Annotated in this window: 13 protein-coding genes and 1 pseudogene; 5 read left to right on the forward strand and 9 right to left on the reverse strand. The window is 64.5% G+C overall.

Annotated elements, in window-relative coordinates; all coding sequences use genetic code 11:
* Nucleotides 1–21 precede the first annotated feature (21 nt).
* Nucleotides 22–1,041, forward strand: a complete 1,020-nt coding sequence (locus CAPP_RS08970) for a dienelactone hydrolase family protein (protein WP_076599628.1) — start codon at nucleotides 22–24, stop codon at nucleotides 1,039–1,041.
* Here CAPP_RS08970 and CAPP_RS08975 read toward each other — a convergent pair whose 3' ends face one another.
* The 3 genes from CAPP_RS08975 to CAPP_RS08985 form a co-directional block, all read right to left on the reverse strand.
* Complete coding sequence (locus CAPP_RS08975; protein WP_076599627.1) at nucleotides 1,042–1,851, reverse strand: putative endonuclease domain-containing protein; 810 nt, start codon at nucleotides 1,849–1,851, stop codon at nucleotides 1,042–1,044.
* Between the two features lie 307 nt (nucleotides 1,852–2,158).
* Complete coding sequence (locus tag CAPP_RS08980; RefSeq protein ID WP_076599626.1) at nucleotides 2,159–2,647, reverse strand: ribose-5-phosphate isomerase; 489 nt, start codon at nucleotides 2,645–2,647, stop codon at nucleotides 2,159–2,161.
* 65 nt (nucleotides 2,648–2,712) lie between these two features.
* Nucleotides 2,713–3,327 carry a DsbA family protein gene (locus tag CAPP_RS08985; RefSeq protein ID WP_076599625.1) on the reverse strand — a complete coding sequence of 205 codons (615 nt, stop codon included), beginning with the start codon at nucleotides 3,325–3,327 and terminating at the stop codon, nucleotides 2,713–2,715.
* Between the two features lie 50 nt (nucleotides 3,328–3,377).
* Between CAPP_RS08985 and pepN the strand changes: the two genes are divergently transcribed.
* Complete coding sequence (gene pepN / locus CAPP_RS08990; RefSeq protein WP_076599624.1) at nucleotides 3,378–5,789, forward strand: aminopeptidase N; 2,412 nt, start codon at nucleotides 3,378–3,380, stop codon at nucleotides 5,787–5,789.
* 42 nt (nucleotides 5,790–5,831) lie between these two features.
* Here the strand turns inward: pepN and CAPP_RS08995 are convergent, their stop codons facing one another.
* On the reverse strand, nucleotides 5,832–7,028 hold the full coding sequence (locus tag CAPP_RS08995) for a cystathionine gamma-synthase (RefSeq protein ID WP_076599623.1): 1,197 nt from the start codon (nucleotides 7,026–7,028) through the stop codon (nucleotides 5,832–5,834).
* A gap of 111 nt (nucleotides 7,029–7,139) precedes the next feature.
* Here CAPP_RS08995 and CAPP_RS09000 point away from each other — a divergent pair, with 111 nt between their 5' ends.
* The 3 genes and pseudogenes from CAPP_RS09000 to CAPP_RS09010 all read left to right on the forward strand — a co-directional run bounded on the left by CAPP_RS09000 (nucleotide 7,140) and on the right by CAPP_RS09010 (nucleotide 10,214).
* Nucleotides 7,140–7,595, forward strand: coding sequence for a globin (locus tag CAPP_RS09000; protein WP_076599622.1), 456 nt, complete (start codon nucleotides 7,140–7,142; stop codon nucleotides 7,593–7,595).
* Nucleotides 7,596–7,666: 71 nt separating this feature from the next.
* The gene (locus CAPP_RS09005) at nucleotides 7,667–8,872 is read left to right on the forward strand and encodes an alanine racemase (protein WP_076599621.1); all 1,206 of its coding nucleotides are present in this window, start codon (nucleotides 7,667–7,669) and stop codon (nucleotides 8,870–8,872) included.
* 23 nt (nucleotides 8,873–8,895) lie between these two features.
* A pseudogene (locus tag CAPP_RS09010) lies at nucleotides 8,896–10,214 on the forward strand (D-arabinono-1,4-lactone oxidase).
* 3 nt (nucleotides 10,215–10,217) lie between these two features.
* Here CAPP_RS09010 and CAPP_RS09020 read toward each other — a convergent pair.
* From CAPP_RS09020 to CAPP_RS09040, 5 genes are all read right to left on the reverse strand, one after another.
* Entirely contained in the window at nucleotides 10,218–10,898 is a 681-nt protein-coding gene (locus CAPP_RS09020; RefSeq protein WP_076599620.1) for a DUF8185 domain-containing protein, read from the reverse strand.
* The gene (locus CAPP_RS09025) at nucleotides 10,898–11,320 is read right to left on the reverse strand and encodes an acyl-CoA thioesterase (RefSeq protein WP_076599619.1); all 423 of its coding nucleotides are present in this window, start codon (nucleotides 11,318–11,320) and stop codon (nucleotides 10,898–10,900) included. Before CAPP_RS09025 ends, CAPP_RS09020 begins: the two co-directional genes overlap by 1 nt.
* Before the next feature lie 76 nt (nucleotides 11,321–11,396).
* Nucleotides 11,397–13,067: an energy-dependent translational throttle protein EttA gene (gene ettA / locus CAPP_RS09030; protein ID WP_076599618.1), complete on the reverse strand. Its 1,671-nt coding sequence runs from the start codon at nucleotides 13,065–13,067 to the stop codon at nucleotides 11,397–11,399.
* 166 nt (nucleotides 13,068–13,233) lie between these two features.
* Nucleotides 13,234–13,860, reverse strand: a complete 627-nt coding sequence (locus tag CAPP_RS09035) for a single-stranded DNA-binding protein (protein WP_076599617.1) — start codon at nucleotides 13,858–13,860, stop codon at nucleotides 13,234–13,236.
* 196 nt (nucleotides 13,861–14,056) lie between these two features.
* On the reverse strand, nucleotides 14,057–16,063 hold the full coding sequence (locus CAPP_RS09040) for a bifunctional copper resistance protein CopD/cytochrome c oxidase assembly protein (protein ID WP_076599616.1): 2,007 nt from the start codon (nucleotides 16,061–16,063) through the stop codon (nucleotides 14,057–14,059).
* Nucleotides 16,064–16,093 lie beyond the last annotated feature (30 nt).

A 16,093-nucleotide genomic window follows, 5' to 3' on the forward strand; every position in this document is an offset into this window, starting at 1 on the left:
AAAAGGTGCGATAGTGGAAGCATGAAAGCACTGCGCGTCATCGGGAAAGTCGTGCTCGGGCTATTAGCTGTCATTCTCGTGCTAGTGCTCGTGATTGTCGGCCTGCGCGCCTATAACGGGCAGAAGTATCCGATCACAGAGGCGTCGAATAGCGGATTGAGCTCGGACAAATCCTCCTACGCCACCTCCGAACGCGTCACCGCCATCGAGGGCGAGTACCTGAACGGCTTCCACTTCCGCCCAGAGAAAAAGACGCACCGCGGGGTCGTCGTGGTCTACGGCGGATCGGAAGGGTCCCCGGACTACGACCGTGCGGTGCAGCTTGCAGGCGACGGCTACGAAGTCCTAAGCCTGTTCTTCTTCGGCCAGCCGAATCAGAAACCGACCCTCGCGAATGTCCCGCTGGAGCAGTTCGACGAAGTCATCGACTACATCGGCAAGAATGCCGAAGGCTCCGGCCCCGTCACCGTGATCGGAACATCGAAGGGCGCGGAATTCGCGGAACTGCTCGCAGCGCGCGGCTACCCGGTGGACAATCTTGTCGCCTTCGCGCCATCCCACTATTCGTACAGCGGCTTGGACTTCGCCAGGGGCGAGGAGCTGCCCTCATTCACCGACCGGGGTGAGACGGTGGGGTATGCGTCGTTCAGGGAGACGTCGATAAGCGCTGGCGTGAAACTCGCGTGGGACATGGCGACGGAATACCCCGTCTCCTACCGCACAACATACGAGGGCGCGGCCCGGAATGCGGCGGACGAGGCACCTATTGAGCTCGGCGACTTCGGCGGAAACGTCCTGCTCTTCGGCGGCGAAGACGACCAGATGTGGCAGTCCGCCGATGCCGCGCGTGCGCTGGCGGAGCAGGGCGGGAATATTGAGGCGCACGTTTACCCGGACGCGGGACACGCGTTCTTCCCGGATGCCGATGATGTCCCGAACGGGTGGCAGATCATGTTCGGCGGGACGGTGGAAGGAAATCGCGCCGCCCACGACGACGCGGAAAAGATTCTGCGCGAACGGCTCGCGCAGTGGCATTCCTGATCAAGCGGCTTTGGGGTGGGCGCGCAGAAGGCGGCGGATATCGCTCACGAGCTTGCCAGTCATCACATCGCGCCAACCCGCCCGGATGACGGTAAGCCCCAGACTTTGGAGCTGCTTTTGGCGCTCCAACTCCGCGAGCACCACATCGGTGGGTGCCCCGTACGTCCCGTCGTACTTCAGGCGGCCGTCGAACTCGACGACGAGCCACCCGTTGATGAGCGCGTCCACCACCGCTGTCCGGTACTCGCCGAACGGTCCGGTGTATTCAAACCGAACCTGGAACTGGATGGAATGCACCTCCGGAATCTCCGCCTGTAGCACCGCGTCGCGGCCAATCGTCTCCAGCGGGCTTTGCGACGTCCCCGCGCTCCACCCCACCAATTCCTCGAACCCCCGAATCCCGTTCGCCCTGGGCAACATGCTGTGGACCGCATCCAGCAACTCTTCCTGGGAAATGCGCTGGTGGAAACGCACATGCTCCAAGGGCACCAGCGCTTCGAGCCTGCCGTAGTAGCGGTAAATGTCGAACAGCACGTGAATCGGATGGACAGTTGTAACGCCATTGTGCTCCTGGACCAGGTCAGACCTCACCTGCCCACTGCGATAGATCACCCGCGGGTCCTTCGGTTGTTTCCCCGACTTGGCCCCCGACAGATACCTCAGATCCACCGCCTCCACCCACCCCAAGGTGGGAAACCCCAGTGCAACCGCCGCAGCTGGCCCCGTGACTGCCGCACGAGGAAAAGCAGCTGCAATCTCCCGGATCTCCTGCAGGCTCAGCCCCTGCTGTTTGCTGTGTTTCCCCCTCACGCGTGGTTCTCCCCTCACGCGTGCCAATGATTCCTCTACGCGGCAGGTTGTGCGAGGGAAAAGTGTCCACTTGAGTGGACACTTCCGCACCCTCATAGGTGAAGTTAGTCCCGTTGCAGTGCGACGCCACAGCAGTCACAGCCGACCTGGCCTTTTGCGGAGGCTATTCCGGACGGGACTAACCGCGCTGGGCACGACGGGACTAACCGCGCTGAAACTCAACCTCGGCGCTCACCGAAAACCACCGAAAACACCGAGAACACCGAAAACCCGCTCCGAAGAGCGGGTCAGACCAAAAACTAGGGCATTACAGTGTCTTCGGCGCCGGGATCTCTTCGGTCTCGCCGGTCTCCTCGTAGCGGGCGAGGATGTCGATGCGGCGCTGGTGGCGCTCCTCCACCTGGTGGTCGGGGCCGATGCCGACGAAGGCGTCGACGATAGCGAGGGTCTCTTCGAGCGAGTGCATGCGTCCGCCGATGCCGATGAGCTGGGCGTTGTTGTGCTCGCGTGCGAGCTGCGCCGTCTCAACAGACCACGCGAGAGCGCAACGGGCACCCTTGACCTTGTTCGCGGCGATCTGCTCGCCGTTGCCGGAACCGCCCAGGACGAGGCCGAGGGATTCCGGGTCGGCGACGGTCTTTTCGGCGGCGGCGATGCAGAACGCGGGGTAGTCGTCAGCGGCGTCGTACTCGTGTGCGCCGCAGTCGATCACCTCGAAGCCCTTGGCCTTCAAGTGCTCGGCGATCTGGTTCTTCCGCTCGAATCCGGCGTGGTCCGCTCCTAGGTAAATACGCATGGCGCCCAGCCTACGGGAACTTCACGTCGGATATCCCGCGCCGGCGCGGGCCGCACCGGAACGATTTAGACCTGCGGCGCCTCGGTGCGGGAGCGCTTGAGCTCGAAGAAGTACGGGAACTCGGCCAGGCCGACGGCGTGGTCGAAGAGCTTGCCGGCTTCCTCGCCTTCCGGGACGCGGGTAATCACAGGGCCGAAGAAGGCGGTGTCGCCGAGCTTGAGCACCGGAGTGCCCACCTCGTCGCCGACGGCGTCCATGGCGCCCTGGTGGTAGCCGCGGAGTTTCTCGTCGTAATCATCGGTGTTGGCTACGTCGGCGTAGGACGCATCGAGGCCCACTTCCTCGAGAGCCTTGGCGATGATCTCGTCGTAGGCGCCGTAGCCTTTCTTGCCGCCCTCGCCGCCGGGATGCACGAGGGTGCCCATGGCGGTGTACAGCTCGTCGATCTTCTCGGGCGCCTCAGCTTTGACCTTCGCGAAGACACGCGCCGGCCCCCAGTTCGCTTCCATTGCCTTGGCATAATCGGCGGGGATATCGGCTCCGTCGTTGAGCACAGCCAGGGACATGGGGACCCACTCGACGTTCACGTCGCGGACCTTCTCCACTTCCTTCATCCAGCGCGAGGTCTGCCAGCAGAACGGGCACGCCACGTCGAACCAGAAAGTCACTTGCTCAGTCATAATCCACTCCTCTAGAAATCGGTAACGCCTCCAACGGTACGTTGGTTTGCATGAAGACGAATTTGCTGCGATCCGATGCACAACACCGCGCCGAGCTGATCAGCGGGGTCCACTACGACATCGCGCTGGATATCACCGGCACGGACACCTTCACCGCGCGCACGACGGTGACGTTTGAATCAAAAGAGGGCGAGACGTTCTTCGACCTCGTTGCGGACAGCTTCGAGGCAAGGCTCGACGGCACGCTTATCGACGGCCGCGCCCTCCCCCTTACCCCCGGCCCCCACGAGCTGACCGTGACCTCCACCCACACCTATTCCCGCACGGGCGAGGGCCTGCATAAATTCACCGACCCGGCTGACGGCAAGGACTACCTGTACACCCAGTTCGAGCCTGCGATGGCGATGCGCACCTTCGCGTGCTTCGACCAGCCCGACCTCAAGGCGACCTATGAGATTTCGGTGACCGCGCCGGAACGCTATGTGGTGGTGCTCAACGAGGCCGTGGAGCGCACCGACAACGGCGACGGCACCGCCACCACCCGCACGACGATCGACTACCCGCTGTCGACCTACCTCATTTGCGTGTGCGCCGGCGAATTCGAGCGCGTCGCCGATACCTTCACCTTCACCGATAACGGTGAGGAGCGGACAATCGAGCTGGGCCTCTACGCACGTGCAAGCCTCATTCCGCACATGGATTCGGAGCGCCTGTTCGCACAGACGAAGGACGGTTTCGATTTCTACCACGAGAAATTCGGCCGCACCTACCCGTTCGGCGACAAGTACGACCAGATCTTCTGCCCCGAGTACAACATGGGCGCGATGGAGCACGTCGGTGCGGTGACCTACCGTGACGAGTACGTCTTCACATCCGAGCCGACTCCGTACCGTCTCGAGCGCCGCAACGACACGATCCTCCACGAGATGGCCCACATGTGGTTCGGTGACCTGGTCACAATGCAGTGGTGGGACGATCTGTGGCTCAACGAGTCCTTCGCGACCTGGTCCGCCGCAACAGCCCAGGTGGGCATCGGCGAGTACCCGGAGGCGTGGACGACATTCGCCTCGGTAGAGAAGGCATGGGCCTACAACCAGGACCAGCTGCCGTCGACGCACCCGATCGCGGCTGACGCGCCCGATATCGAGACTGCCGAGCAGAACTTCGACGGCATCACCTACGCCAAGGGCGCCAGCGTGCTCAAGCAGCTCCAGGCTTATGTCGGTTACGAGGAGTTCTTCGCCGGGGTTCGCACTCACTTCGACAATCACGCCTACTCCAATGCGGAGTTCGCGGATTTGCTTGGGGCGCTCGAGGAAGCGTCGGGACGCGACCTGTCCGACTGGGCGCAGCAGTGGCTGCGCACCACCGGCGTGTCCCGTTTGCGCCCGGACATCTCCGCAGACAGCTTCGCCGTCGTGCAAGAGTCCGATGTGATGCGCACGCACCGCGTCCGCGTCGGCCTGTACTCGCTTATCGACGGCACCGTCACCCGCATCAAACAAGTCGAACTGGATGTCTCCGGCGAGCGCACCGAGATCCCCGAGCTGGCGGGCGTGGAGCACGACCTCACGTTGGTCAACGACGATGACCTCACCTACTGCCTCATGGGCCTGACCGAGGAGCATCAGCGTTTCGCCCTGGAACACCTCGGCGATATCGAGGACTCCCTCGCACGCACTCTCGTGTGGTCGTCGTTGTGGGAGTCCGTGCGTGACGGCTTCCTGCCCGCCCGTCAGTTCGTCCAGCTGGTGGCACGCTTTGCCCGCCAGGAGACTCACCCGAGTGTGCAGGAGCGTCTGCTCGCCCAGGCAACCCAGGCAGTCAAGCAGTACGTCGCCGACGACTGGCGCGCCGAGGGCATGGCGCTGCTCAACACCGCTTTCCGCGGCGCCGAGCCCGCTGTCGTCTTCGACCGGGCCCTGGCCCGCCTCACTCCGGAAAAGGAGACGGTGGACCACTTCACGCAGCTGCTGGAGACCTCAGATAACCAGGAAGTGCGCTGGCTGGCCATCACCGCGCTCATCGCCGCCGGCGAGTTGGATCTGTCGGCTGCCGAGGAAGAAAAGGATTCCTCCTCGGAGGGGGCGGTGTCGAGGCTGAGGGCGCGGGCGAGCGTCGATAAGCGCTGGGCGTGGGACAAGCTGGTGAACGAGGACCTCACCAACCTCGAATCCCGCTACCTCATGGATGGCCTGACCTTCTCCCGCGAGGGCCTCGACGGCTTGACCGACGAGTACTTCCGTGTGGCGCCGCAGCTGTGGGAGCGTCTGACCAACGAGATGGCGCAGCGCACGCTCGAGGGCATATACCCGCTGTGGGATGTCTCCGAGGAGGCGATCGCGAAGGCCGATGAAATGCTGGCCAGCGATATCCCGGCTGGTCTGCGCCGCATCATCTCCGAGGGCCAGGACCGCGCCGCCCGCGCACTGCGGAACCGCAAGGTGGACGCGCAGGCCTAAGTGATTCCGGGGCTGGATGCAATCTGCATCCAGCGGACCCGGTCAGAGCTTCGCGAGCGCCTGCTCCAGATCGGCGATGAGGTCGGCCTCGTCCTCGATGCCGACGGAGATACGCACGAGCTCTGGCGGGACCTCGAGCGCGGAACCTGCGACGGAGACGTGGGTCATGGTGGCCGGGTGCTCGAGGAGGCTCTCGACGCCGCCGAGGGATTCGGCGAGACAGAAGAGCTTGGTGGAGCGGCAGAAGGTCTCGGCCTGCTCGACGGTGTTGAAGGCGACAGAGACCATGCCGCCGAAACGGCTCATCTGGCGGGCGGCGATGTCGTGGCCCGGGTGGTCCTCGAGCCCCGGGTAGTAAACGCGGGCGACCTTGTCGGAGGCCTGCAGGTGCTTCGCCACAGCCTCGGCGTTGTCGCAGTGCTTGTCCATGCGCACGCCGAGGGTCTTCAGGCCGCGGCCGGTGAGGTAGGTGTCGAAGGGCGACGGGATCGCGCCGATCCAGCCGAAGAAGAAGCGAAGCTGGTCCTCGAAATCGTTCAGCTTGTCGAAGCTGGCTGCGGTCACGCCGGTCACGCCTTTCGACTCGGTGTCCGCGGGCCGGTTGGCGCACACGACACCGCCGACGACGTCGGAGTGGCCGCCGATGTACTTGGTGGTCGAGTGGAGCACCACATCCGCGCCGAGCTCCAGCGGCTGCTGCAGGTACGGGGAGGCGAAGGTGTTGTCGACGACGAGGGTGGAATCGCCCTTGACCTCTGCGAGGGCCTGGATATCGGCGATGGACAGCAGCGGGTTCGTCGGGGTCTCCACCCACACGACTTTGGTGTTGTCCTGGATCGCGGCGGCGACCTCGTCGGTGTTGGTGATATCCACCGGGGTGTTCTCGATCCCCCACTGGGTGAAGATCTGCTGGATCAGGCGGTAGGTACCGCCGTAGGCGTCGTTGCCGATGACAATGTGATCGCCAGGTTTGAGCAGGATGCGCAGCACGGTATCCACCGCGGCCATGCCGGAGGAGTAGGCGACGCAGTAGTCGGCCTTCTCCAGCGCGGCGACGGTCTTCTCCAGCGCCGTGATGGTCGGGTTGCCCACGCGGGTGTATTCGTAGCCGTTGCGGGTCACCGCCAGGTCGTCCTGCGCGAAGGTGGTCGACGCGTAGATGGGGGTGTTGATCGACCCGTAGAGGGAGTCGGGCTCGTACCCAGCGTGGATGGAATCGGTGCTAAATCCGGCAGACATCACAATCCTTTCTTATCCTCCTCGCACAATAGACCAAGCGGTTCATTACGCCCATGGCGGGTGGTGGATTACATTCACGGACCCGCAAGCGCGCAGCGTAGGATGAGGAGGATGACTACCAACGCGAGCGGCGACGCCGAGAACACGGCCCAAACGATGTATGAGGCACTCGGGGAGGATTTCTTCCGCCGGCTTGTCGGGGGCTTCTACAAGCAAGTGCGTGACGACGACCTGATCGGCCCCATGTACCCCGAAGGCGACTTCGAAGGAGCAGAAGACCGGCTCCGGTGGTTCCTCGTGCAGTACTGGGGCGGGCCGCAGACCTTCTCCGAGCGCCGCGGGGCTCCGATGCTGCGCCGGCGCCACTTCCCCTACACAATCGGCCGCGCGGAAGCGGAGCGCTGGCTGCAGCTGATGGAGAATTCCCTCGACCAGTTCACCGAGGACGAACTGCTGCCGGCCCAGCGTCACGCATTGTGGAACCACATGCAGCGCGTGGCGTACATGATGATCAACCAGCCGGAAGACCACCCGGGAATGAGTCCGCAGGGCGGCAATTTGATGTAGCGGCGCAGGTGCGGGAAATTCGCACCGTGAAAACACCCACATAGTTAGTTTGCTGAAACTACGATGGCGTCATGCCATCTACGGTGATCAGTCCTTCACAGACATTGCTCGCGGTCGTGCCGCCGCTCGTGGAGAGCGGGCAGATAGCGGCCCCGTACGCCGCCGTGGATATCGCAGCCTTCGACTACAACGCGAAGCAGATGGTCGGCCGGGCGCGGGGGTTACCGATCCGGGTGGCGTCGAAGTCGCTGCGCAGCGTCGCAGCACTCCGGAGGGCGCTTGACCACGACGGTTTCCAGGGGATTTTGTCCTACAGCGTGCCGGAGGCGATCCACCTGGCACAGGCGGGATTCGACGATATCGTCGTGGCCTACCCGTGTGTGAACACAGCGGCTCTCAGAGAGCTCGCGGCGGACCAGAAATTGCGCGAGACCATCACCGCGATGGTGGACTGCACCGAGCACCTCGAGCTGATTGAGGCGGCAGCGCAGGGCGCGGGGCCGGTGCGGGTGGCCATCGATTTGGACTGCACGCTCCACCTGCCCGGCGCGGTCATCGGGCCGCGGCGCTCCCCGGTGCGTACGCCGGAGCAGGTGGAGGAGCTGGCGGGGGCGATCGTCGATAAGCGTTGCCTGCGTCTGGTCGGCGTCATGGCGTACGAGGGGCAGGTCGCGTCGGTCGCTGATGCGGAATCGGGCGTGGCGGGTTCCGTGAAGCGGTGGTTGCGGCGCACGTCGATGGAGCAGCTGGCGCCGCGCCGAAAGGCGTGCATCGACGCGGCGCGGCAATTCGCGGACCTGGAATTTGTCAACGGCGGCGGGACGGGCTCGCTGGACGTGAGCGCCGACGAGGGAACCCTGACGGAGCTCGCGGCGGGCTCGGGCTTTTACACGCCGGTCATCTTCGACAACTTCGCCACCGTCAACCACCGCGCGGCCGCATTCTTCATCTGCCAGGTCTCCCGCATCCCGGCGAAGGGCTGGGCGACGGTGAACTCAGGCGGGTGGATCGCGTCCGGCCCGCCCGCCGCGGACCGCGTGCCCGTGGCCGTGCACCCCGGCGGACTGAAATATTCCGCGACGGAGGGCGCGGGCGAGGTGCAGACCCCGCTCCACGGGCCGGGCGCGAGCAGCGTGCGCGTCGGCGACCTCGTGTGGTTCCGCCACGCAAAAGCCGGAGAGATGACGGAGCACGTCGACGGAATCGTCGCCGTCCACCCGGACGGGACAGCAGAAACGTGGGACACATACAGAGGAAATGGGTGGACGCTGCGATGACCTTCACAATCAGCGAACCTGAAATGCGCACGGGCCAAAGTTTCACCAACTGGTCGGGGTCGGTGAGCACCAACCCGACGGCGTTCTACTACCCCGCCACCATCGAGGAAGTCCAGCGCATCGTGCGCACGCTGCCTGCGGGCCAATCTGTGCGCACGGTCGGCGGCGGCCACTCGTTCACGCCGGTCGCAGCGGGCACGCAGGCGATGATCAGCCTGGACAAGCTCGCGGGCATCATGCGCATCGACACGGAGACCAAGCGCGTGCGCTTCCTCGCCGGCACGCGCCTGCACCGCATCCCGGAATACCTCCAGCCGTTCGGCCTCGCGCTCGCCAACCAGGGCGACATCGACGTCCAGTCGGTCGCCGGCGCGATCTCCACATCGACGCACGGCACGGGCATCGAGTGGACCGGGTTCGCGGGCACAGTCACCGGCATTTCGCTTATCGACGCCACCGGTGAGCGCCGCGACTACTCCATCGACCCCGATCCGGACATGCTCCGTTTGGTGACCGTCTCACTGGGCGCCCTGGGCGTCGTCGTCGAGGTGGAAATGCAGTGCGTCGACGCCTTCGACCTGCTGGCGGAAGAGGGCGCCGAAAGCCTGGATGCGGTGCTCGATTCGTGGGAGGAGCGCTCCCGCGCCGTCGACCACTACGAGGCGTTCTGGTTCCCGCACACCGGCCGCGCGATGGTGAAGTCCAATACGCGCCTGGCCCCCGGTGTGCGGGCGCCCGGCGGCGAGCCGAAAGTGCGCGGTAAATTAACCCGTTTCCTCGAAGACGACGTGATCGGCAACGGCGCCTTCGCCGCCTCCCTGGCAGTCGCACGGGCGATTCCGCGCACCACTCCCGTGCTGAACAACATCGCGGCAAGCGCCATGGCCGCGAACCGCTACCGCTCCCGCGCCCACGACGTGTTTGCTACCCCGCGCCGGGTTCGCTTCCACGAAATGGAATTCGCGGTGCCCCTCGAGGCCGGGCCGGAGGCGGTGCGCGAAATCAATCGGGAATTTGAGCGCCGCAACTGGCTCATCCCCTTCCCCTGGAGCTGCGCACCACCGCCGCGGACGATGTAGCGCTGTCCACTTCCACTGGGCGGGAGTCGATGTACATCGCCTTCCACGTGTCTAAGGCGATGAATCCGCACGAGTTCTTCCCCGCGATCCAGGACATCTTGAAAGCCGCGGGCGGGCGCCCCCACTGGGGCAAGATGCACACGCTCGGCCGAGAAGACTTCGCGGAGATGTACCCGCGTTTCGACGAATTCTGCACCCTGCGCGAGCAGATGGACCCGACCCGGAAATTCGGGTCGGAACACCTGACGCAACTGTTCGGATAAGGGTTAACCGAACAGGTTGATCCCGCCGGAGGTGTAGTAGACGCTGCCGAACGGGGCATCGAGGCGGATCCACCGGCCCGCGGTGGAGATGCGCATGTGCCGCGGGATCTCCACCGGGGCGCTCGGGCCCGGTATGAGTCCGAGCGAGGTGCAGGTGAAGATCATCCGCATCGGCACATCGACCGGAGTGCCGCCGGTCTTTTCGGTGTCGGCGGTGAGCACGATCTGCTCGAGAAGCGAGCGCGGCGGGCCCATCGGCCCGGAGAACTGGCGCGCCAAGCGGCGGCCCTGGTCAGCGAGGTCGCGCACCACGTGAACCGGCACAATATCGCGCTGGACGTAGCCGGACTTCGGCGGCAGTGCGCCCAGCCAATTCGCGTCACGTGCCGGTCCGATCTCCAACGGCCCGTTGGAGGAGCCGGAGCTTAGATCGGTAACGCCGGCGAGGGCGTCGCGCAGGTCCTGCAGCGAGACCACTGCCCCGTCGCGGGAGGCCTGCCCCGCCACCCGGCGCGAGGCCACACAGCTAAACGGCGTGGTCACGAACACGTCGACGGAGGGGGTGGGGGCGGCAGGAAGCGTCGATAAGCGTGCTGAACCTGTTGCTTCCAGATGAAGCGCACGCTCGACGAGCGCCTTGAGCCCGGCTGCCCCCGACTCGACCGTGAGTGTCTCTGTACCCACTAGTTTGCGGACTCGCCGGAACCGGCGTTCAGGATGCCGCGCTCTGCCTGCGTGATCTCGCGCGGGGCGGCGGTGGTGAGATCCACGGCGACCAGCACCGTGTTGACCACGCCGCACACACGGCCCTGACGGTCCTTGAGGTCCTGGCGCGTCTTGAACGATGTGTTGCCGATCTCCGTGACTGTTGTCTCCACTTCGACCGCGGTCGTGTCCGCCATGACAGGGCGCAGGTAATCGATGTCCACGTGGCGGACGAACACCCCGAATTCCTGGTCGCGGTCGGCGAAATTCTCGCGCAGGAACGCGATGCGCGCCTCCTGGGAGATGTCCAGGAACTTGCAGTTGTTCAGGTGGTCGTACCGGTCGAAATCGTTCCAGCGCAGCGTGATGTGCTGGATATTGTTCGGGGCGTTGTCAGCCATGAGTCCGTGGATCCTTTCTCTTAAAGCGAGTCCACCCGCGCGGATCGTGGTTGCGCGGGTGGGTGAGCTGCGTGGATTAGCGCGTCAGCTTGCGGTGCGTGACGCGGGACGGCTTGGCGGCTTCCTCGCCGAGACGCTCCACCTTATTGGCTTCGTAGTCGCCGAAGTTGCCTTCGAACCAGAACCACTTGCCTTCCTCAATATTGCCCTCCCAGGCGAGGATGTGTGTGCAAGTTCGGTCGAGGAACCAGCGGTCGTGCGAAATGACCACGGCACAGCCCGGGAATTTCTGGAGCGCATTCTCCAAAGAGCTCAGGGTTTCGACGTCGAGGTCGTTGGTCGGCTCGTCGAGGAGGATCAGGTTTCCGCCCTGCTTGAGGGTCAAAGCCAGGTTCAGGCGGTTGCGCTCACCACCGGAGAGAACCTTAGACGGCTTCTGCTGGTCCGGCCCCTTGAAGCCGAACGCGGACAGGTACGCGCGCGACGGCATTTCGTTCTGGCCGACGTGAATGTAATCGAGCCCGTCGGAGACGACCTCCCACACCGTCTGCTCTGGGTCGATGTTCTCGCGGTTTTGGTCCACGTACGAGATCTGCACAGTGTCGCCGACCTCGACCGAACCGGAATCCGGCTCCTCGAAACCGACGATCGTCTTGAACAGCGTCGACTTACCCACACCGTTCGGGCCGATGACACCGACGATGCCGTTGCGCGGCAGCGTGAACGACAGGTCCTTGATCAGAGTGCGGCCGTCGAAGCCCTTGTTCAGGTCCTTGACCTCGACGACCTTGTTGCCCAGGCGCGGCGGCGTCGGGATCTGGATCTCCTCGAAGTCGAGCTTGCGGTACTGCTCCGCCTCGGCAGCCATCTCCTCGTAGCGCTCCAGGCGCGCCTTGTTCTTCGCCTGGCGTGCCTTCGGCGAGGAGCGGACCCACTCCAGCTCGCCCTTCAGTCGCTTCTGCAGCTTCTGGTCCTTCTTGCCCGCGATCTCGAGGCGCTCAGCCTTCTTCTCCAGGTAGGTGGAGTAGTTGCCCTCGTACGGGTAGAGCTTGCCGCGGTCGACCTCGCAGATCCACTCCGCGACGTGGTCGAGGAAGTAGCGGTCGTGGGTAACGGCCAGGACGGCGCCCGGGTAGTCCTGGAGATGCTTCTCCAGCCACAGGACACTCTCGGCGTCGAGGTGGTTCGTCGGCTCGTCGAGAAGCAGCAGGTCCGGCTGGGACAGCAGCAGCTTGGCCAGTGCCACGCGGCGGCGCTCGCCACCCGAGAGGTTGGTCACCGGGGAATCCGACGGCGGGCAGCGCAGTGCCTCCATGGCCTGCTCGATCTTGGAGTCGACCTCCCACGCGTCAGCCGCGTCGAGCTCCTCCTGCAGCTTGCCCATTTCCTCCATGAGCTCGTCGGAGTAGTTCGTGGCCATCTCCGCGGCGATCTCCTCGAAGCGCTGCTTCTTCTCGAAGATGTCGCCCAGGCCCTCTTCGACATTCTCGCGTACCGTCTTCTCCTCGTTCAGTGGCGGTTCCTGGAGCAGGATGCCCACGGTCGCGCCCGGGTCGAGGAATGCCTCGCCGTTATTCGGCTGGTCGATGCCCGCCATGATCTTCAGCAGCGAGGACTTGCCCGCGCCGTTGGGGCCCACGACACCGATCTTGGCGCCCGGGTAAAAAGCCATCGTGACATTGTCCAGAATGACCTTGTCACCGACCGCCCTGCGAACATTTTTCATCGTGTAGATGAACTCGGCCACTTAAGTCCCCTTTACATGCGTGTAGGTGGAAAAACGTAAATCACCACAAAGGGTACATCACGGGCTTGGCGCGCAGACTCGCTCAGTGGCACCGCGGGCAACTGGCGCGCAGCACAGCGCGCACCCCGCGCCGGAACGTGGAGGTGCGCGCGTGGGAGCAGCTGCGCTAACCGACGGGCACCGGCGCCTTCTGCCCCTCCTGCGCCTCTTGGGTTTCCTGTGCCGATTCGCGCTGCCGGTCGACGAAACTCATTTCTTCGGGCGTGCCGTTCCGCTCGATGACGCCGTCGGTGCCGTCGCCGGCCGGGCCGTTCGCGCCGTTCTGGACACCGGTCTTGGTGGTGCCGACTACCTCTGCGATGTCGTCGCGCGTGGTTTCGGCGACATCGTCCATGCCTTTCAGCGTGCGCTTCTGCACGCTGGTGGAGCGGGAGGAGACCTGGAAGCGGGTGAGCTCCAACGCGATCTGGTTGGCCTTGATGATGTGCTTGTAGCGGGAGTTGCCGTCCGCGTCGGTCCACTTATCGGACACGAGGCGGCCGACCACGACAACGGGCATGCCCTTTGCCAGGGAAGCCTGCGTGTTCACGGCGAGCTGCCCCCAGCACTCGACGTCGATGTAGAGCAGGTCGGTATCCGCCCACTGGGCGTTGCCGTTTGCGTCTTCGGTCTCCGTACGCACGCGGCGGCTGGTGGCCACGCGCATGCGCGTCAGGGTGGAGCCGGTGTCGAAGGTCTTGCACACCGGATCGTCGGTGAGGTTGCCGGACAGGGTGATGGGAAGTTGGGACATGTCGGTTCGAACCTTTCGTTGTGGGAGTTGTCCAGATGTTTGTTAGCGCCACGCACTTGTAACAAGGCGGTGACGCTTCAAGCTTTTCCCATAAAAAGGTTCAGGACGAGAACACGAAGCGGAACCTGTGGATAACCCCCAGTTCCGCGGGGTTATCCACAGGCGCGGTTTGCCAGGCTGTCCCCTACCCGTTCACTTAGTTGGTTCCGTTCGAGCCCCGATTCGAGTTCTGCTTCGACCGCGCCGAGTACTGCGCGAGCATCTCGTTGTAGGCGCGCCACTGCTCGTCATCCGATTCGTCTTCGCGGCGGTCGCTGTCCTTTGCGTCAGCGCGGTCGTCGCGAAGCCAGCCCAGAAGGAGAATGACGAAGACGAGCGCCATCGGGAAGCCGCCGGCCGCCCAGCCGATGCCGCCGCCGATCTTCTGGTCGCGCAGCAGATCTGGGTTCCACGGCAATTCGAGGTTGGTGTAGAAATCCTCGGCCAAGACGTAGGAGAGCTGCATCAGGTACACGCCCATGAATAGGTGGATCGGCATGGAGAAGACGAACCACGCGAAGCGGATCACCGTGGCACGGCGGTTGGGCACATAGTCCGGTCCGATGAGGTCCCAGAAATAGAAGTAGCCCGACAGCAGGAAGACGGCGTTCATGATGAGGTGGCCGGCGTGCTCGGAGACCGCGAATTCGTAGAACGACGGGAAAACGTAGAGCACGTAGAAGACAACAAGGAACTGCACAGTGGACACCGGCGGGTATGTGACCACCTTGAGGAAGGTCGATTCCTCGAACGCTTCGACCCAGGCGCGGGCGTTGAACTCGCCTTCCGGGTACGCCTGTTTGACCAGGGTCAGCGGGGCGCCGAGCACGAGGAAGACGGGCACGACCATCGACAGGATCATGTGCACGACCATGTGCACGGAGAAGCTCGCCGGCATGTACATGCCGATGCCCGACGACATGATCACGACCGTCGTCGCACAGCCGGCCAGCCACCATGCGGTGCGCGAGTGTTTCCAACCGTCCACCCGGCGCACGAGGTGCAGGTAGTAGGCGGCGAGCAGGAGCGCGATGACGCTGAAGAAGACCTCGAAGCGCCACATGCCGAACACGTTGGTCACCGTCGGCGCGACTTCAAGGTTGTAGCCCATCTGGATCTGCATCGGCGTCAAGTCCGGTTGCAGCGGCGCCGGCGGAGGGGTGCGGCCCATCGACACAGCCACGCCCGTAACCGCTGCCATCACGAGCGTTTCGACGACGGCGATCCGCCCGAACAACCGTGGCCTGCTCTCCAACTGCGGAATGGTCAACTGACGGTGCGCGTAGCCCAGCAACCCCAGCACGGCCAGCCCGATGACTTTGAGCAGCACCGTCCACCCGTAGGCCGTCGAGGTCAGATCGGAGAACTGCACCCGTATCAGCGCGTTGACCACGCCGGAGACCATCAGCGTGACGAACGCGAACAGCGCCACCGACGAGTACCGCCGCACAGCGCGCGGCATCTCCGGCCCGAGCCTGCGCGCGTGCGCGATGAGCGCCAGCAGCCCGCCGACCCACAGCAGCATGAACACCAGGTGCCACAGGTAGGAGTTCGTGCCGTAGTCGTGGTTTCCGCCCGAGGCGGAGTGGCCCGACAGGCCCAGCGGGATCACAGTGATGATCGAACCGATGAACAGCGCGACCTGCGACGACCACGAGCTGCACGCGAAACCGAAACCGGCGACGACCGCCGCGATCAGCCCCACGATCAACCAGATCTTCGCCTCCGCGACCCGCTCCAGGGCAGTCGCCCACATCTGCGGGGAGAACATCACCTCGGGCAGCGGTGTGCCCGACACATCCGACAGGACCAGCGGGATCATCACCAGCGCTATCAGCGCCAGCCCTGCGCTCGACCAGGCCGCAGTGCGGGCGGCAAGGTGGCCGTCGACGGCGAGTGAGGCGTCGATTAGCTTCCTGCTATTCGGCGGAATCATGAACGCCGCGAACATGAACGACCCGGTGGCGAGCGCCCCCAGCAACCAGGCCACCCCGCGCAACGCCGGCAACCCCACCGTGGTCAGCGGGCCTGGATCCGGGATGCCCAGCGCCGCCAGGGAACCACCCACGAAACTGAACGACAACGCCCCGGCCACCACGGCGCCGACCGCCAACACCGCGAGGTAGACCGGCCACGCCGACTTCACTGCTTGCTTCTCCGACATGGCAATCACCCTACTTTCGTTGGACGGCAA

It is taken from the genome of Corynebacterium appendicis CIP 107643 (genome assembly GCF_030408415.1).
GTDB lineage: Bacteria > Actinomycetota > Actinomycetes > Mycobacteriales > Mycobacteriaceae > Corynebacterium > Corynebacterium appendicis.